Annotated in this window: 18 protein-coding genes; 13 read left to right on the forward strand and 5 right to left on the reverse strand. The window is 61.1% G+C overall.

Going from position 1 to position 21,085, the window contains the following annotated elements; all coding sequences use genetic code 11:
* Positions 1-9: 9 nt before the first annotated feature.
* The 3 genes from AACY30_RS25130 to AACY30_RS25140 are packed head-to-tail and all read right to left on the reverse strand — an operon-like array spanning position 10 to position 2,688.
* Complete coding sequence (locus tag AACY30_RS25130; RefSeq protein WP_339468994.1) at positions 10-738, reverse strand: sulfotransferase-like domain-containing protein; 729 nt, start codon at positions 736-738, stop codon at positions 10-12.
* Positions 735-1,958, reverse strand: coding sequence for a transaldolase family protein (locus AACY30_RS25135; protein WP_339468996.1), 1,224 nt, complete (start codon positions 1,956-1,958; stop codon positions 735-737). The genes AACY30_RS25130 and AACY30_RS25135 overlap by 4 nt, the downstream gene beginning before the upstream one ends.
* A 25-nt stretch (positions 1,959-1,983) precedes the next feature.
* Positions 1,984-2,688: an HAD family hydrolase gene (locus AACY30_RS25140; protein ID WP_339541290.1), complete on the reverse strand. Its 705-nt coding sequence runs from the start codon at positions 2,686-2,688 to the stop codon at positions 1,984-1,986.
* A gap of 254 nt (positions 2,689-2,942) precedes the next feature.
* Between AACY30_RS25140 and AACY30_RS25145 the strand changes: the two genes are divergently transcribed.
* The 3 genes from AACY30_RS25145 to AACY30_RS25155 all read left to right on the forward strand — a co-directional run bounded on the left by AACY30_RS25145 (position 2,943) and on the right by AACY30_RS25155 (position 6,581).
* Complete coding sequence (locus AACY30_RS25145) at positions 2,943-3,743, forward strand: glucose 1-dehydrogenase (protein ID WP_339468998.1); 801 nt, start codon at positions 2,943-2,945, stop codon at positions 3,741-3,743.
* Positions 3,736-5,559 (forward strand): glycoside hydrolase family 15 protein, encoded by a 1,824-nt coding sequence (locus AACY30_RS25150; RefSeq protein ID WP_339541291.1) that lies wholly within the window; start codon positions 3,736-3,738, stop codon positions 5,557-5,559. Before AACY30_RS25145 ends, AACY30_RS25150 begins: the two co-directional genes overlap by 8 nt.
* 122 nt (positions 5,560-5,681) lie before the next feature.
* The gene (locus AACY30_RS25155; protein WP_339541292.1) at positions 5,682-6,581 is read left to right on the forward strand and encodes an alpha/beta fold hydrolase; all 900 of its coding nucleotides are present in this window, start codon (positions 5,682-5,684) and stop codon (positions 6,579-6,581) included.
* On the opposite strand, the gene AACY30_RS25160 is transcribed toward AACY30_RS25155, so the two are convergent.
* Positions 6,578-7,546 carry a GlxA family transcriptional regulator gene (locus tag AACY30_RS25160; protein ID WP_339421106.1) on the reverse strand — a complete coding sequence of 323 codons (969 nt, stop codon included), beginning with the start codon at positions 7,544-7,546 and terminating at the stop codon, positions 6,578-6,580. The two genes, AACY30_RS25155 and AACY30_RS25160, sit on opposite strands and share 4 nt — an antisense overlap.
* 90 nt (positions 7,547-7,636) lie before the next feature.
* Here AACY30_RS25160 and inhA point away from each other — a divergent pair, with 90 nt between their 5' ends.
* A complete protein-coding gene (inhA, locus tag AACY30_RS25165) occupies positions 7,637-8,317 on the forward strand; it encodes an isonitrile hydratase (RefSeq protein WP_339541293.1) in 681 nt (226 codons plus the stop codon).
* Positions 8,318-8,331: 14 nt separating this feature from the next.
* Here inhA and AACY30_RS25170 read toward each other — a convergent pair whose 3' ends face one another.
* Entirely contained in the window at positions 8,332-8,961 is a 630-nt protein-coding gene (locus AACY30_RS25170; protein WP_339541294.1) for a LysE family translocator, read from the reverse strand.
* Between the two features lie 670 nt (positions 8,962-9,631).
* Between AACY30_RS25170 and AACY30_RS25175 the strand changes: the two genes are divergently transcribed.
* The 9 genes from AACY30_RS25175 to AACY30_RS25215 are packed head-to-tail and all read left to right on the forward strand — an operon-like array spanning position 9,632 to position 21,085.
* Positions 9,632-11,071 carry an undecaprenyl-phosphate glucose phosphotransferase gene (locus AACY30_RS25175; protein WP_339541295.1) on the forward strand — a complete coding sequence of 480 codons (1,440 nt, stop codon included), beginning with the start codon at positions 9,632-9,634 and terminating at the stop codon, positions 11,069-11,071.
* Positions 11,071-12,531 carry a mannose-1-phosphate guanylyltransferase/mannose-6-phosphate isomerase gene (locus AACY30_RS25180; protein ID WP_339541296.1) on the forward strand — a complete coding sequence of 487 codons (1,461 nt, stop codon included), beginning with the start codon at positions 11,071-11,073 and terminating at the stop codon, positions 12,529-12,531. Before AACY30_RS25175 ends, AACY30_RS25180 begins: the two co-directional genes overlap by 1 nt.
* Before the next feature lies 1 nt (position 12,532).
* Positions 12,533-13,444, forward strand: coding sequence for a glycosyltransferase family 2 protein (locus tag AACY30_RS25185; RefSeq protein WP_339439445.1), 912 nt, complete (start codon positions 12,533-12,535; stop codon positions 13,442-13,444).
* A 29-nt stretch (positions 13,445-13,473) separates the two neighbouring features.
* Positions 13,474-14,250: a polysaccharide biosynthesis/export family protein gene (locus tag AACY30_RS25190; protein WP_339541297.1), complete on the forward strand. Its 777-nt coding sequence runs from the start codon at positions 13,474-13,476 to the stop codon at positions 14,248-14,250.
* 15 nt (positions 14,251-14,265) lie between these two features.
* Positions 14,266-16,257: a GumC family protein gene (locus AACY30_RS25195; protein WP_339469010.1), complete on the forward strand. Its 1,992-nt coding sequence runs from the start codon at positions 14,266-14,268 to the stop codon at positions 16,255-16,257.
* Entirely contained in the window at positions 16,257-17,447 is a 1,191-nt protein-coding gene (locus tag AACY30_RS25200) for a glycosyltransferase (RefSeq protein ID WP_339469012.1), read from the forward strand. Before AACY30_RS25195 ends, AACY30_RS25200 begins: the two co-directional genes overlap by 1 nt.
* Positions 17,437-18,765 carry a GH39 family glycosyl hydrolase gene (locus AACY30_RS25205; protein WP_339541298.1) on the forward strand — a complete coding sequence of 443 codons (1,329 nt, stop codon included), beginning with the start codon at positions 17,437-17,439 and terminating at the stop codon, positions 18,763-18,765. Before AACY30_RS25200 ends, AACY30_RS25205 begins: the two co-directional genes overlap by 11 nt.
* An 8-nt stretch (positions 18,766-18,773) precedes the next feature.
* Positions 18,774-19,991: a glycosyltransferase family 4 protein gene (locus AACY30_RS25210; protein WP_339469015.1), complete on the forward strand. Its 1,218-nt coding sequence runs from the start codon at positions 18,774-18,776 to the stop codon at positions 19,989-19,991.
* Positions 19,982-21,085 carry a glycosyltransferase family 4 protein gene (locus AACY30_RS25215; RefSeq protein WP_339421122.1) on the forward strand — a complete coding sequence of 368 codons (1,104 nt, stop codon included), beginning with the start codon at positions 19,982-19,984 and terminating at the stop codon, positions 21,083-21,085. Before AACY30_RS25210 ends, AACY30_RS25215 begins: the two co-directional genes overlap by 10 nt.

The raw sequence follows: 21,085 nt of genomic DNA on the forward strand, positions 1-21,085 counted from the left end.
CAAATGTCCTTATTGACAAAACTCATTCATGCGCGCGTAAAACGTCCGATGGTATTCATACATCTCTTTTAACTTCGGATATTGTTCGAACGCCTCGACATCGATAGTTTGATGATCCGGCAAAACAATGCGCTCGCTGTTTTCCGCCGCCACATGCCAACTCCGCCAGGTTTTCCATTGTTGTGGACACTCGCGCTTCCACGTCATGGCGTGCGGCAGAAACTCAATACCCAAGTGGTCACACAGTTTGCGAATCACCCGCTCCGGTTCGGTGGCCAAATCATCTGCATTGATCACGTAAGGCACGTTGCCGGTGAGTTTAGTGACCACGCAGAATATGTCGTAAAGCGCTTTGTGCCCGATGGCCTGCAACGGCATATCGGGGTGGACTCGATGATGAGAAATAATACTGCTGGCAGGTTCGCGAATAAGAAAGATATTGTCCTGTTGCGCCAGAAAGCCGACATCAACTTTCAAATCATCCAAACAGTGGTAACACATATCTTTATGAAAAACGTTAGTGCGTTCGCGCGCAGTGACCAAGTGTTCTTTTATACCCTGGTAAGTGGTGGGTAAACTGTGATCCCACTCATCCGAAGGGATCGCCGAGTCCTCTGAAAACGCCATATGCGCAAAGGGCTCGTGAAAGACCTCGAAATCCCCCCGCTCGATAAACACGCGCTCCAATACGGTGGAGCGCGAACGTGGGTGGGCCCACAACCCGATCATCCGGTTCATGCGATCACCCCGAATTCGGCGGCCAGCAGCGCGTTGAGCGCGCGTTTGAAGGGTTTGGTCACCGGGCACAACCGAACGCAGTAGTCCGCCAGGCGCCGGTGCGCGCTGTTGGCTTCATTGCAGGCGTTGATAAACGCCTCGTGGTTGCCAAAGTCGTACGGCTCGATGCTGTCGATGAAATAGGCTTCGTAGAAATACGGGATGCGGATCAGCTTGGCGAAGGTCGACGCAGGCGGCTTCTGGGGGCCCACCGCAGGCATCACCGGCTTGCCGTGGCTCTCGCGCTCGATCAGAAACTCCACCACCTCCGGCGTCAGCGTGTAGCACGTCGCCGTCTGCCCGGTTTTTTCCAAGTGCCAGCAGTGTTTGTTGCCACGCTCGTCCACGTCGACTTTTATGCTGGAGAGCAAGGTTTTGACCGGCACGGCCGAGGCCGCGACCAGCGCCTGCACCTGCTCGTAGATCATCAATTCGGCCCAGCGCAGTTCCTCGGCACTCAAGACCAGGCCACGCTCCGCCGCCTGCAAGGTGAATTCGGGCTGGCAGGCGAAACGCCCAATCATGAAAGTGATGACGTACTTGCAGCGACGGGTGTCGAGGCCGTTGCTGCGTGCAGTCGCCATGCCGCGCTCGATGGCTTGGATACCGGCCTGGAACTGCGCCACCGTGAAGCAGAAGGTGATATTCACCGACGCGCCCAGGGCTACCAGCTGTTCGACAGTCGCCAGCCCCTCCAGGCTGCCAGGCACCTTGACCATCACGTTCGGTGCAAGGCGATGCAGTTCCAGGCCCCTGGCGGTCATGCGCTCGGTGCAGCGCACATCCACCGGGTCTACCTGGGCGGAAATCCAGCCCTCGACCTGCGCCGACTGAACCCACAGCGGCGTGAGCGTCGCGGCGCCTTCGAGGATGACTTCGTTGTACAACTGCTTGCGCAACTCCCTGGCAGACAGGCTCGCGAGATTGAAACGCGATGACCAATACTCGCGCTTTTCGAGGATAACGGCCGTCACCAACCGCGGGTTGGTGGTCACGCTGCACACGCCCCTGGGCTGGGAGATATCATCCGGCATCAACGCATCTATATAAGGCGTCGCCGCCGGGTATTTCTCCAGCAGGTGCAGTTTATAAGGCAGGTACACGGCAGGCGATGAATCCCACCACACTTCTGAAGTGTGATCGTTGCGTTTAAGCCGTTCTACGTAACCACGTGTATTCACGACGCCTCCTCCCTGAGTAATAAGATCAATTAAAAACGGCCAACATTTCACGTATATCGGCAATCGGCAGTGCGCCAGCAGCCACTAACTGCGGATGCCGATGCGCAGGGCCAAAACCCAGGACACGTAGATGGGCGGCAACAGCAGCCTGAATACCGGTAACACTGTCTTCAACAACCAATGCATCACTCACGTCAATACCGTAAGTGTCACACGCTGTCAGAAACACCAAGGGGTCAGGTTTCCAACGGCCCAACTCATAGCAGCTGAATATTCGCCCTTCGAAATAAGAGAACAGCCCGGTGAGGCGCAGACAGTGTTCTATTTTGTCACGTGGGGCACTGGACGCCACGCAAAAGGGAACCGTCAGCGCTTGCAGTACTTCAATCACTCCCTCAGAGGCTTTTAAACTTTCTGTCAGTGCGTCCAATGCCTGCTTGCGAAAGTACTGTTCAAACTCACTGTCTAGACGAATATTTAAAAGCTGTTCCGCTTCGCGTAAACATTCAACGATCTTGCGCCCACGGAAGTGCTCGATAAAACGTGTGACATCAAGCATCGCGTCGTCCGGCACTAATGCATTTAGCAGGGCAATCAACACCGACAGAGTTATTTCTTCGCTTTGGACAAGCACACCGTCGCAATCAAAGATAACTAACTTAGGTACACCCACTAAGGCAGCGGCTGTTTCCTGAACGGGCAGTTCCCCTGTATCGGCCAAGAGGCACATAGATATCTCTTATAGCTGGCCCCGCGATGACTTCCGAACTACCAACGGAGCGGGTTGAGGTGTGCCTATAAGACACGGGGCGAAAAATCCTGTCAAACGCTTTTGAACGGTTTTTTAGTATCTTATGGTTATTTTTTATAGTTCTGTTATTCCATTTTCCACCATGGTTGTAGTCGCTCATTTCACACGGGTGAACTTCCCTTGCGCGCTATCAGTCAGCTACTTGAACTCACGAATTTAAGGCTGGGTGAGCAATGCGTATTTCGTTGGAACAACAAGTGGCACTGGTGACAGGCGCCAGTTCGGGCATCGGTGCCGGGGCGGCCAAGGCTCTGGCACAGGCCGGAGCGGCCGTGGTGCTGAATTACAACACCCAGGCGGCGCCCGCCGAAGCCCTCGCCGCACAGATCAATGCCAGCGGCGGCCGGGCGATTGCGATCGGCGCCGACGTGTCTAAAGAAGCGGACGTGGAGCGGCTGTTTGCCCAGGCGCTGGATGCCTTCGGCCACCTGGACATCCTGGTAGCCAATTCCGGCATGCAAAAGGACGCCAACCTGGTCGACATGAGCCTCGACGACTGGAATGCAGTGATCGGCGTCAACCTCACCGGCCAGTTTCTGTGTGCGCGTGCGGCTGTGCGGACCTTCAATCGCCAGGGCGTGCGCGAGGGTGTGTCGCGGGCGGCAGGCAAAATCATCCACATGAGCTCGGTGCACCAGTTGATCCCCTGGGCCGGGCATGTGAATTACGCGGCGTCCAAAGGTGGCGTGGAAATGCTGATGCGCACACTCGCCCAGGAAGTCAGCGAACAGCGCATCCGCATCAATGGCATTGCGCCCGGCGCGATTCGTACGGCGATCAACCGTGCGACCACTGAAGGCGCCGCAGAGAAGGAACTGCTGAAGCTGATTCCCTATGGCCGCGTCGGCGATGTAGAAGATGTAGCCAACGCCGTGGTGTGGCTGGCCAGTGATGCTTCCGACTACGTCGTGGGCAGCACGCTCTTTATCGATGGCGGCATGAGCCTTTATCCGGAGTTTCGTGGCAATGGTTGATTTGAACGAGCAACAAAGCGCCATCGATGCCCACGGCATCATCGGCGATATGCGCAGTGCGGCCCTGGTAAACGATAAAGGCAGCATCGACTTCTTTTGCTGGCCGGAATTCGACAGCCCGTCGATCTTCTGCTCGCTGCTGGACACCCCCGACGCCGGCATTTTCCAACTCGCGCCGGACCTGCCCAACGCGCGGCGCGAACAAATTTACCTGCCCGACACCAACGTGCTGCAAACCCGCTGGCTCAGCGACGAAGCCGTGGTGGAGATCACTGATCTGCTGGTCATCAGCGAAGAAATCGAAGACCTGCCGCTGCTGATCCGCCGAGTGCGCGTGGTCAGTGGCAAGGCCACCCTTCATCTGCGTTGCGCGGTGCGCCACGACTACGCGCGCACGCCTACCCATGCCACCCTCGACAACGGCACGGTGTGTTTCAACGCCGACGGCCAACCTGGCCTGCGCCTGGCCAGCAACCAGCCGTTGCAGATCAAGGACGGCGAAGCCGTGGCCAGTTTTACCCTGGACCAGGAAGAAGGTGCCGAGTTCGTCTTGGGCGGCCAGGAGGATGAACGCGTCGACGGTGGCTGCACCGACCTGGCGCTGGCCCACACCTTGAAGTTCTGGCGCGGCTGGATCGCGCAGTCGAACTACCGTGGCCGCTGGCGCGAAATGGTCAACCGCTCGGCCCTGGCGCTCAAGCTTTTGACCTCGCGCAAACACGGCGCAATCATCGCCGCTGCCACCTTCGGCCTGCCGGAAGCGCCGGGTGGCGAACGTAACTGGGACTACCGCTACACCTGGATCCGCGACGCCTCGTTCACCATCTACGCCTTTATGCGCCTGGGGTTTGTCGAAGAAGCCAACGCTTACATGAGCTGGCTTAAAGGACGCGTCAGTGACTGCTGCGGCCAGCCGACCAAAATCAATATTCTCTACGGCATTGATGGTCGCCAGGAGCTGCCGGAAGCCCAACTGGACCACTTCAGCGGCCACGGCGGCGCCAAGCCGGTGCGCATTGGCAACGAGGCGTTCGACCAGATTCAGCTCGACATCTACGGCGAACTGATGGACGCGGTGTACCTGGTCAACAAGTACGGCGAAGCCATCTCTCATGAGGGCTGGAAACATACGGTAGAAGTCACCGATCAGGTCTGCGAGATCTGGAACACCAAAGACGTAGGCATCTGGGAAATGCGCGGCGAGCAGCATCATTTCCTGCACTCGCGACTGATGTGCTGGGTCGCGCTGGACCGCGCCATCCGCCTGGCGTCCAAGCGTTCGCTGCCGGCGCCTTTTGCACGTTGGGACCAGACCCGCCAAGCGATCTATGCCGACATCTGGAGCAACTTCTGGAACGAGGAACGCGGACATTTTGTGCAGCATATCGGCAGCACCGCGCTCGACGGTTCGATGCTACTGATGCCGTTGGTGCGCTTCGTCGCGGCGACCGATCCACGCTGGCTCTCAACGCTGGAAGCCATCCAGAAAAGCCTGGTGCGCGACGGCATGGTCTACCGCTATCGCAACGACGACAGCCAGATCGACGGCCTGCAAGGCACCGAAGGCGCATTTGCGGCCTGCTCGTTCTGGTACGTCGAATGCCTGGCCCGCGCCGGGCAAGTGGAAAAGGCCCACCTGGAATTCGAACAACTGCTGCGCTACGCCAACCCGCTGGGGCTGTACGCAGAAGAGTTCGACAGCCAGGCCCGCCACTTGGGCAATACGCCGCAGGCCTTGAGCCACTTGGCGTTGATCAGCGCAGCGACGTTCCTGGACCGTAAGCTCAGCGGGGAAAAAACCACCTGGCAACCCTGAGGTCGCCGAGCGGCGCTGACCTCGGGCTACACACGTCAGCCCATTGCCTTAAATTCCACCCCTTCCGTTCACGGCTTTCGGCTAGAGTTCCAGCACCTCTGGCCAGCCGATGAACGCTCACCATGACCACCAATGCCCCGCTGCTTTACATCCGTACTTCCATGCTCGATGTGGCGTATGAAGCCCACGGCCCCGCTGACGGAAAACCTGTAATCCTGCTGCACGGTTTCCCCTACGACCCTCGCGCCTATGACGCGATAGCGCCGGTACTGGCCGGGCATGGCTTGCGAGTGCTGGTGCCGTACCTGCGCGGTTACGGCCCGACGCGTTTTATCAACGAACACGTCATGCGCTCCGGACAGCAGGCGGCATTGGCCAAGGACCTGCTGGACTTCATGGATGCGCTGGGCATCCCACAGGCGACCCTCGCCGGCTACGACTGGGGTGGACGTGCCGCGTGTATCGTCGCGGCGCTGTGGCCCGAGCGCGTCAGTGGATTGGTGACCGGTGACGGCTACAACATCCAGGACATCGCCAAGTCGCTGGCGCCACAGGCACCCGAGACGGAACATCGCTTGTGGTACCAGTACTACTTTCATACCCAGCGCGGTGTCGACGGCTTGACCGCCAACCGCCGCGAACTCTGCGAACTGCTGTGGTCACTGTGGTCGCCGTCCTGGACCGAAGGACCGGGGCTGTATGAGCAGACGGCGCCGTCGTTTGATAACCCGGACTTTGTCGAGTTGGTGATCCATTCCTATCGCCACCGTTTCATGTATGCGCCTGGCGACCCCGCACTCGAAGCCATCGAGCAGGCCCTGATGTTGCAGCCGGCGATTTCGGTGCCGAGCATTTCGTTGTGCGGTGCCGATGACGGGGTGGGCTCGCCCCCCGAAGAGGATGATGACGTGGCGCATTTCAGTGGGTTTTACCGGCGCCAGGTGTTGCCCGGCGTGGGCCACAACATCCCTCAGGAAGCGCCGCAAGCCACGCTTGATGCGCTGCTGGAATTGCTCGCCTAAGTCACCGGCGCGAAGCGTTCACGATAAGCCTGGGGCGTTACCGACAAGGCACGAAGAAAGCTGCGGCGCAGGGTTTCCTCGCAGCCAAACCCGCACTGCACGGCGATGCGTTTGATCGACGCCGTGCTGTCGGCCAGTTGCCGGCGCGCGGTTTCGACGCGGATCAATTCGACGGCACGCGCCGGGGTCTGACCCGTCTCGGCGCGATAGTGGCGTACAAAGCTGCGTTCACTCATGCCGGCCTGGGCGGCCAGTGTCGGGATGTTCAAATCCAGGGTAAGGTTTTCGGCCATCCAGGCGTGGAGGTCCGCGAAACGGCTGCCCTCTTTTTGCAGGGAGAGGGTTACGCTGAATTGCGACTGGCCACCGGGGCGCTTAAGGAATACCACCAGGTGCCGCGCCACTTCCAGGGCCACGGCGCGGCCCAGGTCTTGTTCCACCAACGCCAGGCACAGGTCAATGCCAGCGGTGACGCCGGCAGAGGTCCAGACGGCGCCCTGCTGGATAAAGATCGGGTTGGACTCCACCGTCAACGAGGGGAACTGGCGCGCCAGCTCTTCGCAACGCGTCCAGTGGGTAGCCACGCGGCAGCCGTCGAGCATGCCGCTGGCGGCCAGCAGGAACGCACCGGTACACACCGAAGTCATGCGTCGGGTGTGCTTGGCTTTCTCACGCACCCAACCCACCAGGGCCGGGTCTTCGGCAGCGCCGTACACGCCCCAACCGCCTGCGATCACCAGTGTGTCGCACGGTGCATCGACGGTAGGCAGCGGCTCGGCCACCAATGCCAGGCCAGCGGAGGTCATCACCGGCGGCGTTTGCGCGGCGATCACCGAGACGGCGTAAGGCAAGGGTTCGCCACGCTGGCGCGCCAGGTCATTGGTAGAGGCAAATACCTGCAACGGCCCGGTCACATCAAGCACCTGAGCATTATCAAAAGCGAGGACATGGACGATTCTGGGCATGATTGGCGTGATTCGTGGGCTCAATGGCGTATTCGCCAAAGCGTAGGCCTCTAGAGTGAAGCCGTCCACCCTTTTGACGGAGCGCTATTCATGAGCTTGCAGATCGGCTTTGTGTTGTTCCCCGGTATCCAGCAACTGGACCTGACCGGCCCCTATGACGTACTCGGTTCGCTGCCGGACGTGAAGTTGCACCTGGTGTGGAAAGACCTGCAACCGGTCACCTCGAGCACCGGCCTGGTGTTCACCCCGACCATGACCTATGCCGACTGCCCGCGCCTGGATGTGGTCTGCGTACCGGGCGGCTCCGGCGTCGGCGCGTTGATGGAAGACCCGCTCACCCTGGACTTCCTCAAGGCCCAGGCGCAAACCGCACGCTATGTGACCTCAGTGTGCACCGGCTCGCTGGTACTGGGCGCGGCGGGTTTGCTGCGCGGGCGCAGGGCAACGACTCACTGGGCTTACCACGACCTGCTCGCCCCGCTCGGCGCGACCCCGGTGCAAGAGCGCGTGGTGCGTGATGGCAACCTGTTCACCGGTGGCGGCATCACCGCCGGCATCGACTTCGCCCTGACCCTGGCGGCCGAGTTGTACAGTGACGCGGCGGCGCAACTGGTGCAGTTGCAGATTGAATATGCGCCAGCGCCACCGTTCGATGCAGGCCGACCGGACACTGCGCCCAAGCACGTGTTGGAGGAAGCCAACAAGCGCACGGCCGAATCGCGCAGAGTTCGCGGCGAGATCGTCGCACGCGCAGCTGCACGCCTGGGCTGACATCGTGAGTTGAATCAGCTTGGGCGAGACATCAGCGCCAGGCGCACGGCCAGCACCATCAGCACCGTCGCCAAACCCCATTTCTGTAGCCAGGCGCCTTTTGAGCGCCTGGCGAAGAATCGGCTCAGCGCACCACCAAAAATGCCCAGCACCGCATGAAACACCCCAGCGATTAACGTCAGCACGCCCCCGAGCACCATCAACTGCACGGCAATTGATCCCACCTGCGGCCGTATAAACTGCGGCAAAAACACCACGAAAAACAGCAACGCCTTGGGGTTGAGCAGGCTGTTGAACATGGCCTGCAGAAACACTCGTCCAAGGGGCACGCGATTGACCTGGGCCGCGCCCAGCCCTGGATTTTTCTGCAACGTCTTGACCACCAGCCACAGCAGGTAGACCACTCCCGCATAGCGGATCAAATCGAAGGATGGCGGCCAACTGGCGACCAACGCCGTCACCCCCGTGGCGGTCAATGCGGTCAGCAACAGGTCGGCCACGCTGATACCCAAGGCTGATGCCACTCCCCCGCGCCAGCCATGAGTCACGCCGTGGCTGATCACAAAGGCCATGTTCGGCCCAGGCGATAACAGCAGCAACAGCACAGCACCCGAAAAAACCGCCAGGGTTGCAAGGTCAATCATGCTCAAGCCATCCACCGGAAAAGCCTGCAGACTAATCGGCGTACCGTGTGCGAACAAAAAATTGTGCTGGATACATTGTTTCTGGCAATCGCGAATGGCCGCACGCTCGTGGGGTGACTACACGTTCGACACCGCACTGTCGAAATGGAACGTAGGCGTACCTTCTGCGGCAACTTCCAGGGTGAACCGCGTCATTTTTTTGGTTAGTTTGAAAGGTAACTTCTGATCGGGCGGAAGCCCGATGGGCAGGGCACTTAGTGCGCCCTGCCACCTCTCTTTTGTCCCTCTTTCCCAGCGCACTGCAAAAAAGCTTTCTCCTTAAAGCAGGAAAAATTCCTTATTTGTTCCTACACTCAAAAACACACCCAATCACCCAGTGCCCAGACAAGGAATGTCAATAAAACGCCACTAAAAATAATGATAAAACTGTCTAGTATGGGGGCCTCGCATAACAGTCAATTTATTGACTAAACATATAAAGGGAAAACGCCTTTAGTCACTACCCCCGCAAAATCACTTCAAATGAATAGCTGTGTTTGGAGGGTGCATTTGAATTGGAAAGTTGCGTATTACCCAGTGCAGCCAGTTCGAGCTGAACGCTAAAGCGGCCCGCTGCTTTATTGAGCGAACAGTCGAACAGTGCCGCTTGGCGTGCAATGAGGGATGGTTTATGCGAGAGAAGTCGTCAGTCGACAGCTTGTTTTTAACACGTGCTGGTTTTGTTGAATTCTTTGTTGTTTTCGTCAAATTGATCCACGGCCTGTCGGCCATTTTGCCTCCACTGGTCCTGGTGCTTTTCCTGGACCCGATTGACCCTGAACTGCGCGCTCATTTCGTGGGCATGTTGGTGTTTTTCGCGGTCCTGACCATTATTCTCTTTCAGGCCCTGGGCATATATTCCGAAGAATTGTTCAGTAACCGGCTGCGCTTGAAAACCAAGATCAAAGCCTGGTCGGCGGCGTTTTGCATTCTATTGTTCATGTACCAGATCCTGCAGATGTTCCCGCAATTAACCCCGCGTAACCTGGCGACGTGGTACGTCGCCAGCCTGACGTTGTTCTGCTTGGAACGCCTGGTGATGTTGCGCCTTTATCGCAGGCTGATGCGGGCTGGCAAATACCTGCAACGCACGGTGATCCTGGGCTTTACCGACACCGCTGTGCACGTCGCAGATCACCTGCAGCGCCACGGCGATATCCGTTCCGGCCTGGTCGGTTTTATCGACGACCGCACCGAGCGCATTCCCAAGGAGCTGAGCAAGTTGCCCCTGCTGGGCAATACCCGCGACCTCGAAAAACTGATCCGTGCCGAGCAGGTCAACCAAGTGATGATCTGCCTGCCCTGGGCCGCCGAGCAGCGCATCCACGGCTTGGTCAACCGCCTGCGGCAACTGTCGGTGAACGTCATGCTGGTGCCGGACATGGCAGCCCTGCGCTACGGCCACAGCAAAATCACCGATGTGGGCGGCATCCTGATGTTCAACACCTCGCAGTTGCCATTGCGCGGCTGGTCGCCAGTGATCAAGCGCTGTGAGGATTTCCTGCTGGCCAGCCTGGCGTTGATGTGCCTGTCACCGCTGATGGTGGCGACAGCGATTGCGATCAAGCTCGACTCCAAGGGCCCAGTGCTGTTTCGCCAGAACCGCTATGGCTACAACGACAACGAAATCCGCGTGTTCAAGTTTCGCTCGATGTACACCGACCAGAGCGACTTCACCGCCGAGCGCCAAACGACGCGCGCAGACCCGCGCATCACGCGCGTGGGCCGCATCATCCGCAAGACCAGCATCGACGAGCTGCCGCAACTGTTCAATGTGCTGCTGGGCAACATGTCCATGGTCGGCCCGCGCCCGCACGCCACGGCGACCAAGGCCGCGGGCGTGCCCTTCGAAGTGGCGGTCAGCGAATACAGCTCGCGTCACCGAGTCAAGCCCGGTATCACCGGCTGGGCGCAGATCAACGGTTACCGGGGGGAGACCGACACCCTGTTCAAGATCCAGAAACGCGTCGAGTACGACCTGGAGTACATCTCCAAGTGGTCGGTGTGGTTTGACCTGTACATCGTCTTCATGACGGTCCCGGCCGTCCTTTCCACCAAGGAAGTCTATTGATGAACACCCTCAACGGATTGATTCCCTGCATCATTTCCGGTGGTTCGGGCACGCGGCTGTGGCCGGTGTCCCGGCAGAACATGCCCAAGCCGTTCATGCGCATGCGCGATGGCATAAGCCTGCTGCAGAAAACCTTTCAGCGCGCGGCCAAACTGCCCGGCGTGGAAAGCGTGTTGACGGTGACCAACCGCGACCTGCTGTTCCGCACCCTGGATGACTACCGCCTGGTCAACAAGGCTCACCTGCCCCTGGACCTGCTGCTGGAGCCGTTCGGGCGTAATACGGCAGCGGCAATTGCGGTGGCGGCGTTGCACGTACAGGAACATTTTGGCGGCGACGCGCAGTTGTTGGTCATGCCCGCCGACCATTTGATCCTCAATGAAGTGGCGTTTGCCGAGGCCGTGACCCAGGCCCGCGACCTGGCCGAAGCCGGTTACCTGGTGACGTTCGGTATCCAGCCGGATCACCCGGAAACCGGCTTTGGCTACATCGAACAGGGTGAGCCGCTGAGCACGGGCAACCGGGTCAAACGCTTCGTCGAAAAACCCGACCTGGTCACCGCCCAAGGCTATCTCGACGGCGGTAAGCACCTGTGGAACGCCGGCATGTTCTGCTTCAAAGCCAGCACCTTGGTGGACGAACTCGCCACCCATACGCCCGACGTGCTGGAAGCCGCCCGCACCGCACTGGACCATAGCCAGAGCCTGCAAAACAAAACCTCGCGCCAGCGTGAGCTGGACTCGGAGGCCTTCGGCAGCGCGCCGGATATTTCCATCGACGTGGCCTTGATGGAAAAGTCCAAGCAAGTCGCCGTGGTGCCCTGCGACATCGGCTGGAGCGATATCGGCTCGTGGGAAGCCCTGCGCCAGCTCACCCCCAGCGACGCGCATGGCAACCAGGTCAATGGCGAAGCGATTCTGCATGACGTGCACAACTGCTACATCGACTCGCCCAAGCGCGTACTCGGCGCGGTAGGCGTGCGCGACCTGATTATCGTCGACACGCCCGACGCGCTGCTGATCGCCGACGCCCACCGTAGCCAGGATGTGCGCTACATCGTCGCCGAACTCAAGCGCCAGAACCATCCGGCGTACAGCCTGCACCGCACGGTCACCCGGCCGTGGGGTACCTACACCGTGCTGGAGGAAAGCAGCCGCTTCAAGATCAAACGCATCGTGGTCAAGCCGCAGGCGTCGCTGTCGCTGCAGATGCACCACCACCGCAGCGAACACTGGGTGGTGGTCAGCGGCGCCGCGCAGATCACCAACGGCGAGCGCGAATTCCTGATCAACGCCAACGAGTCCACCTACATCCCCGCCGGGAATAAACACCGGCTGACCAACCCCGGCATTATCGACCTGGTGATGATCGAGGTGCAGAGCGGCGAGTACCTGGGCGAAGACGACATCGTGCGCTTCGACGACATTTACGGGCGCGCCCCGGCTGAAGTGAAAAAATGACATGCGTACGTCTTTGATCATCCCGACCCGTAACGCCTCCAGCCACCTGGCACGCCTGCTGCCGGCGCTGGAGATGCAAACCCTGCAACCTGACGAGTTGCTGGTGGTGGACAGCGCGTCCAGCGACGACACCGTGGCGCGCTTTCGCGCGTTCGGTGCACGGGTTGAGGTGATCGACGCGCGTGATTTCAACCATGGCGGTACGCGGCGCTGGGCCAGTGAACAGGTGGGCGGTGAGGCGCTGATCGTGATGACCCAGGACGCGATCCCCGCCACCCCCGAGACCTTCGCCAACCTGCTCGCCGAATTGCAGCAGGACCCGCTCAATGGCGTGGCCTACGGGCGCCAGCTGCCTCACCCCGATGCCGGTGTGTTGGGCGCGCAATCGCGGCACTTCAACTACCCGGAACAGAGCCGCAGCAAAAGCCTGGCCGATGCAGCGGAATTAGGGATCAAGACCTGCTTCAGTTCCGACTCGTTTTCCGTGTACCGGCGCAGCGTGCTGGAGGCGGTGGGCGGTTTCCCGGCAGACGTGATCGGCAGCGAAGACGCCTTCGTGGCTGCACGCATGCTGCTCGAAGGCTACAAGGTGCGCTATGCCGCCACGGCACTGGTGCACCACTCCCACGATTACAAACTCATGGATGAGTTTCACCGCTACTTCGACATTGGCGTGTTCTACGGCCGCGAGCCGTGGATCAAGCAGGCCTTTGGCGATGCGGGTGGCGAAGGCAAGCGCTATGTGCTGGCTGAACTCAGGGCCTTGCGCAAGGCCCGCGCCTTGCACCGCATTCCCGAAGTGCTGGTGCGCAGTGCGTTCAAATTGCTCGGCTACCGGCTGGGCCATCTGGAGCGCCGTCTCCCCCTCTCCCTCAAGCGGCGCATCAGCATGTTTCCCGGTTATTGGAGGTGAGCATCATGACCTACAGGAAGTCCCCCTTGATGAAACGAACCCTGCTCGTGCTAGCCCTGCTGACTGCGGCAGGCTGTAACACGCCTGCGCGCATTGTGCCGCCGGACGGCAAGACCGTCGAAGAAGGCAAGCGCGCCCTCGAGCAGCTTGCACAGCTACCGCCGGCGATGGAACGTATCCGCATAGGCGACCAGCTGCGCATCGTGCGCGACGCCGGTGAGATGCCGACGCTGTCAGCGTTCAACGTCAGCACCATCTATGAGCTGACGCTGTACACGGTGCAGACCGACGGCAAGATCAACTACCCGTTCCTGGGGCCGATCCAAGTGGCCGGGCGCCAGCCTTCGGAATTGGCCACGGAGCTGACCACCAAGCTCTCGCCGATCTACCGCGAACCGCGCGTGACCGTAAACATCAACCAGGCACCGGCCAGCTCGATCATCGTCGGCGGCGCGGTGAACAACCCGACGGCAGTGCAGATTGCCACGGCCAACACCCTTGAGCAGGCAATCATCGGTGCCGGCGGGGTCAGCCCGGCGGGCAATGCCAGCATGGTCGCTCTGCTGCGTGAAGACGCACAGGGTGCCTATCGCGCCTACTTCCTGGACTTCAGCCAACTGCTCAAGACCGGCCCCAACGGGCGCAAGCCTGTGCGCCTGCAACGCGGCGATGTGGTGTTCGTGCCCAAATCCAACGTGGGCGAGCGCATCCAAGGGGTGGATACCTACCTGAACCAACTGATCCCCTTCACCAAGTCCATTGGGGTTGGCTACAACTACACACGAACCAGCAGCGGCAGTAACTAAAGGAGCGACATCCCTATGATCGAGATCCGTTCTTTTCGTGATCTTCTGCGTCTGTTCTTCATTTTCCGTCGCGAGTTCAAACTGGCGGCGATTGCCGCGCTGGTGATCATCCTGCTGGGGGCTTTCTTGCTGCCGGCCAAGTACGAATCCACTGCGCGCCTGCTGGTCAAGCCTGGGCGGGATTCGACCTTGCCCATCGAGATCAGCAACCGCCAGGCGCTGGTGATGCCCAGCACGCAGCGTGACCCGATTGTCGACGAGGAGCGCCTGCTCACCGGTCGCCCGATCGTGCGCGCGGTGGCGGAGCACTACCTGGAAGTGATCGACAACGCGCCACCGCCGGAAGGCTTCTGGAAGCGCACCAAGTACTACGTCAAGCGCGGCGTGGGTGCGGTATTCGATGGCCTGCGCGTGGTGCTGGAAACCGTTGGCGTGGTCGAAAAGACTACCCCGGTTGAACGCCTGGCTGCCAGTCTGGAGAAGAACTTTGAAGTGGGCCACGCCGCCGGCTCGACGGTGATGGATATCAGCTTCAAGTGGGGCGACCCGGAGATCGCCCAGGCGGTGGTCAAGGATTGGGTCGAAACCTATATCAACGAACGCACCCAGGCCCTGGGGCGCAAGAGCCTGTACGCCTTTTATGAAGGCCAGGCGGCCAACAGCGCGACCGAGATCAAGAGCTACAAGCAACAGATCCTCACGCACCTCAACGAGATCGGCGCGGCGAGCATCACCGACCGCCTGGAAGACTTGTCCGAGCGCATCAACGTGCTGCGCGGCGAGACCTTCAACACTACGCGGCTGATCGCCTCGTCCGACAGCGCAATCCAGAGCACACGCAATCAACTCAAGGGCCAGCCGAAGGAAGTCACCACGGTGCGCCAGATCGCTCTGAACCCGCAGCAGCAGGACTTGCGTCGCCTGCTTAACCAGAAGCTGCTGGAAAAGGCCGACATGATGCGCACGTACATGGACAATGCGCCGCCGGTCAAAGCCCTGGACGCGTCGATTCGTGCGATGCAGGTCCAGGTCGCCAGCGAGAGCAACACCGTTCAAGCCTCGGAAAACCGTGCGCCGAACACCCTGGAAATCCACTTGCAGCGCGTGCTGCTGGATGAAACCAGTAACAACCTGGCGCTGCGCACGCAGCTGGTTCAACAGCAGAAACAATTGGTGAACCTGGAAGCGCAGCGCAAGCAAGCCCTGGAGATAGAACCGGAGCTGGCCCGCCTCTCCCGAGAGCTGAACACCACCGAGCGCAATTACGCGCTGTACGTGGATAACCTGGAAAAATCGCGCATCGACCGTGAGCTGGACAACAGCCAGATCAGCAACATTGCCGTGATCGAAGCAGCAACCCTGAACCCAGGCCGCATCTTCCCGAAAACCCTGGTGATGCTAGTCCTGGCGATCCCGTTTGCGATCGTCGTCGGCTTGCTGGTGATCTACCTGTGCTACCTGCTCGACCAGCGTATTCACGACGGTGGCCTGGTGGAGCGCAAGTTCGGCCTGCCGCTGTGGACCACCCTGCCCGAGCTGGACACCACCACCGCGCAAAGCGCTAACGCGTTCAATGCGAGCATCTACCGGCTATACAGTTTGCTGCAGCCCGACCGTATCGCCGAGAAGGGCCTGACACTCGGGCTGACCTCAGCGCGTCACGGCGAGGGGGTGACCTTTGTGGTCGAACAACTGCGCCAGTTGCTGGCCGAAAACGGCATCGATGTGCGGGTCGGCGGGCTTGAAGTGGCGGCGCCCGGCGAGGTGGTGCTGCTGGATGCCTCGGCGTTGCTGGCTAACCGCGATGCGTTTGTGACCCTGCGCTGCGCCGACCTGATCGCGCTGGTGGTGGAGGCGCGCAAAAGTACCGTGCCGGTGGTGGAGCACGCGCTGTCGATTCTCAACACGGCGTTCGGCAAGGTGGACGGCATCATCATCAACCGGCGCAAGTTCGAAGTGCCGAGCAAGGTGCTGCAGACCATTGGCAAATACCGGGGAGCGTTCTGATGCGTATCGCCCTGCTCGCGCCCTTGCCGCCGGAAAAAAACGGCATCGCCGACTACGCGAACCATTTCCGTACGGCGCTGGAACAACTCGGTGTGACGGTGCTGACGCCGTTGGCCGGGGTGGCGGGCAACTCCAAAGCGATAGAGCAGGCCATCGCCGGCTTCGATTGGCAAACCGTCGACTTGGTGCACGCCGAGCTGGGCGGCGGGCGGCTGGGGGAGTTCCTGGCCCTGCGCGAGCTGCGCAAGGCTTACCCGCAACTGCCCCTGACCGCCACCGTGCATGACCCGGAACGCATGGTGTGGCGGCGTGAGCATCTGCCGTTCCCTTTGAGCCTGCTGGAGCGTTTGCCCAGCCCGTTGCCCCAAGCGGCCGTGGTGCTGGCCGACCCGCTGACGTTGCGCGAAGAACGCCAGGTCGCCAAAGGGTTGACCCGGCTGGTGACCCTCACCCGCCTGGGCGCCAAGTGCTTGAGCCAGCGCATGCAATTGCCCGCCGCCAAAGTGGCGGTGATCAACCATGCCAACCTGGCGATTACACCGGCACCGCTGCCATCGCTGGACACGCTGCACCTGCTGTACTTCGGCTTCATCTACCGCGGCAAAGGCATCGAAGACCTGGTGCAGGCCCTGGCGGATGTGTTCAAACACGCCCCCGAATTACGCGATCGCGTGCGCCTGACCCTGGCCGGCGGCACTGCCCCGGAGATGGCATTTGGCGCGGGCGGTAATTACCTGGCGCAACTGAACGCGCAGATCGCGTCACTGGGCCTGACCGCGTCCATCGACTGGCGGCTGAACCTGCCCGCCGATGAAATTGCCCAGACCATCCAGGCCCACCATGCGATGGTGCTGCCGTACCGCGAATCGAAAAAACTCGGCCTGCTCGGGCGCCAGCGCGGCACCAGTGGGGCGTTGTCCTGGGCGACCGCCTGCGGGCGCGGCGCGATCACCTCCGATGCGCGCGCGTTTGCCGAGGAAGTCGCCAGTGGCAACGGCGCCATTTACCCAGAGGGTGATGTGGCTGCCCTCGGCGAACAACTGTTGCGCCTGGCACGCACGCCGCTGCTGGCGCGGGATTGGGCCGAGCGCGCCGGGGAAATTGGTCGCGAACGGTTGTGGCCGTTGACGGCGCAGAAATTTGTCACGCTGTTTGGCGAGGCCATCGTCGGAGCCCGCCATGTCGCGTAAACGCACTTACCTGGCCACCTTGGCGGTGGTCGCCGCCCTGGGCCTCAGCGCGTTTTTGTGGGGGCGCCAGGCCGATGCGCAGAACACTGTGCTCAAGGGCAGCAAGGTCGTGGTGTGGAAGGATTTCCTGGGGGTGAACGCGCAATTCCTGTGGTTCAGCCCTGTGCGTTACCAGATGCAGATCGACCGCCTAAAGGCCCTGGGCCTGGAATGGGTGCGCCTGGATCTGCACTGGGATCAGCTTGAACCTGCCGAGAACCAGTACCAGGTCGCAACCCTGGATCAGTTGGTCGGCAAGTTGCAGGACAACCAGCTCAAGTCGGTGTTCTACCTGGTCGGCTCGGCGCCCTTCGCTACGACCGCGCCAGCCGGTGCGCCGTATCAGGATCAGTACCCGCCCAAGGATCCGAATGTGTTCGCCAACCGCATGGCGCTGTTGGCCCAGCGTTATCCCAGTGTGGATGCCTGGCAGGTGTGGAATGAGCCGAACCTGCTGGGCTTCTGGCGCCCGGTAGCGGACCCGGCCGGTTATGCCGCCCTTTTGACGACCACCGCCAATGCCTTGCGCACCGTGAACCCGAACACACCGGTGGTGGCCGCTGGTATGGCGTTCTTCAGTGAAATGCCTAATGGGCAGACCATGCTCGCGGCCCTCGGTGCGCTGGGTGTAGCCAGCTTGAACACGGTAATTTCCTACCACCCCTACACCCAACTGCCTGAAGGCAACGATCCGGCGAACCTGGACTTCATCGCCAAAACCACACAACTCAACCAGGCCCTGCGCAACGGCGGTGTACAAACCCTGTGGAGCACCGAGTGGGGCTGGTCGACTTACCCCGGGCCAAAAGACGCCCAGGACATCATCACGCTACAAGCCCAGGCCGATTACATCGTGCGGCGCGTGGCGCTGATGAGCGCGATGGATTACGACAAAATCTTCCTGTTCACCCTCAGCGACCTCGACCAGCGCGCCAGCGTGCGCGACCAGTCGTATGGCCTGCTCGATATCGACGCCAACCCCAAGCCCGCCTACACCGCGCTGAAAAACTTCCTCGACGTCAGCGGGCCGCAACTCACGCCGGGCGATCCACCGGTTGCCGACCAGTTGCCCGGCGGTTTGTTCAGCATCGGCTGGACCCGTGCGGACGGGCGCAAGTTATGGTTTTTCTGGTCTGCCCAGGGCGGCAACGCGCATTTGCCGGGCCTGGCCAGCGCCACCCTGTACGACCCGTTGCGCGGCACCCAGACCCCGGTGAGCGGCACCAATGGCCTGACTGTACCGGTCAAGTCGAACCTGCAAATTCTGCTATGGGATTGAGGCCTGCGATGCGTATTTTATGGATCCTGCCCTACTCACCCTGGCCCGCCACCAGCGGCGGCAAGACGCGCCAGTTTCACCTGCTGCGCAGCCTGGCAGCGCGCGGGCATCGGATCACCTTGCTGCTGCATGACAAGCACCCGGTGTCGCTCACAGACCGCCAAGTGCTGGAAGCATTTCTCGAACAACTGATCATCCTGCCGCGCCGCCCACTGCGCAGTGTGAAGACCCTCGTGGCCGGGCTGTTTGCACCCTACCCGCTGCTGGCCAGTGTGAATGGCCTGTCGAATGAACTGCAGGAAACCTTCCACTGGTTGCTGGGTGACCATTGGGACGTGGTGCAGATTGAGCACAGCTACAGCTTCCAGCCTTACGAGGACGCGCTGGCGCGTAAATCCCAGCCGTTCGTGCTGACCGAACACAATGTCGAGTCGGCCCTGGGCGCGGCCACCTATGACCGCTTGCCGGGCTGGGCGCTGCCCTTCATTCGCTACGATCAATGGCGCTACACGCGCTGGGAACGTCGTGTGATGCGCCAGGCCACGCAGGTAGTGGCGGTGACTGACAGCGACGCACAGACCCTGACGAAGATCGCCGGCAAACCGGTGTCGGTGGTGGTCAATGGCGTGGATTGCGATCACTTCGCGGTGGCCCATCCCGACCCATCGGCACGCCGCGTGCTGTTCCTGGGCAATTACGAATACGCCCCCAATGTGGACGCTATCGAGTGGGCGCTGGATGAGATCCTGCCCAAGGTCTGGGAACGCTGCCCGCAGGCACGCATGAGCGTGTGTGGTTTCGGCATGCCAGCCAGCTGGCGCGAGCGCTGGCAGGACCCACGCATTGAGTGGCAAGGTTTTGTGCCCAACCTGATAGACCTGCAATCGAGTTGCTCGGTTTTTCTTGCGCCGTTGCGCCATGGTGGCGGTTCCAAACTCAAGGTGCTTGAAGCCTTGGCCGCCGGCCTGCCGCTGGCGAGTACCGAGCAAGGTGTCTCGGGGCTCGACCTGGTAGAAGGCCTGGACTACCTAGGCGGCCAAACCGCCGCGAGCCTGGCAGACGCCGTGGTGCGCCTGCTGCAGTTCCCCGACGCCGCCGGGCCCATGGGTGAAGCGGGCCGCGCGTATGTGCGTCGCGCCCATGACTGGAGCGTCGCCGCCAGCCAGCTGGAGCAGGTGTACGCGAGCCTTTCGCCGTTGAATCAAAAGGAGCCCGCATGCGTGTAGGCCTGGATTACCGCACCGTCGGCACTTCGCCGCAATCGGGCATCAGCCGCCAGGTGTACGCGCTGGAAAGCGCCCTGCACAGCCTGCCGGGCATTGAGCTTGAGCGGTTTACCGTGGCGCCCCTGGGCGATGAAACCCGGTTGCAGGCCCACTGCCCAGCCTGGGGCTGCGCGAAGACCGCCATGCACCAGCCGCAGAATCGCCTGCGTTTCGAGGCCGGTTTTCTACCGCGCGCGTTGCGTGAGCAGCCTATCGATCTGTACATCAGCACCTTTAACATGGGCCTGCCGTTGCCGCCCAAGCCGAAAGGATTGCGTACCGTGGTGCTGCTGCATGACCTGTTTCAGATCACCTTGGACAACTACCACGCCAACCGTTTGAAGGCGCTGATCTACAAGACCAGCGATCGCCTGTCGATTGCCTACGCGGTGCACAGCGCCGACCGGGTGTGGACGCCGTCGCAGTACAGCGCCGACGAAACCGCGCGGTTGTTTCCCAAGTCGGCGGGCAAGATTCGCGTGCTGCCCAACCAGGTCGACGGTTTTTCCGAACTGGCGGCGGACCTCAGCGCCCGCCAACTCCCCGAGCGCTACTGGCTGCTGGTGGGCACCCGCGAGCTGCGCAAAAACGTGCCATTTCTGGTGGAGGCCTGGCAGAAAGCGCGACGCCAATCCCCTGCCGTGCCGGATTTGGTGCTGGTGGGCAGCCTCGACCATTTGCCCGAAGCCCAGCGTGACCTACCGGGTATTCGTGCGCTGAGTGGCGTGTCGGATGCCGAATTGCACGCGCTGTACCGCCGGGCATTACGCTTGTGGCAACCTTCGTATGCCGAGGGCTTTGGTCTGCCTGTGATCGAAGCCCTGAGCGTGGGCACCCCGGTGGCGGTGGCCAGCGGTACGTCGCTGGATGAAATCACCCCGCCGTCGGCACCGCGCTTCTCGCCCACCGATGGCCCGGCGCTGACGCAGTTGATGGTCAGCCTGGGCGAGCGCGCCAATGAGGAATCGCCCGAGCAACGGCGCCAGTGGGCGGAGCGCTTCAACCATCACGCCTATCGCCGGCGCCTGGGCGAACTGATTGAGGAGCTGAAGTGA

Origin of the sequence: Pseudomonas sp. RA_5y_Pfl1_P24 (assembly GCF_963970945.1) — a bacterium.
GTDB lineage: Bacteria > Pseudomonadota > Gammaproteobacteria > Pseudomonadales > Pseudomonadaceae > Aquipseudomonas > Aquipseudomonas tritici.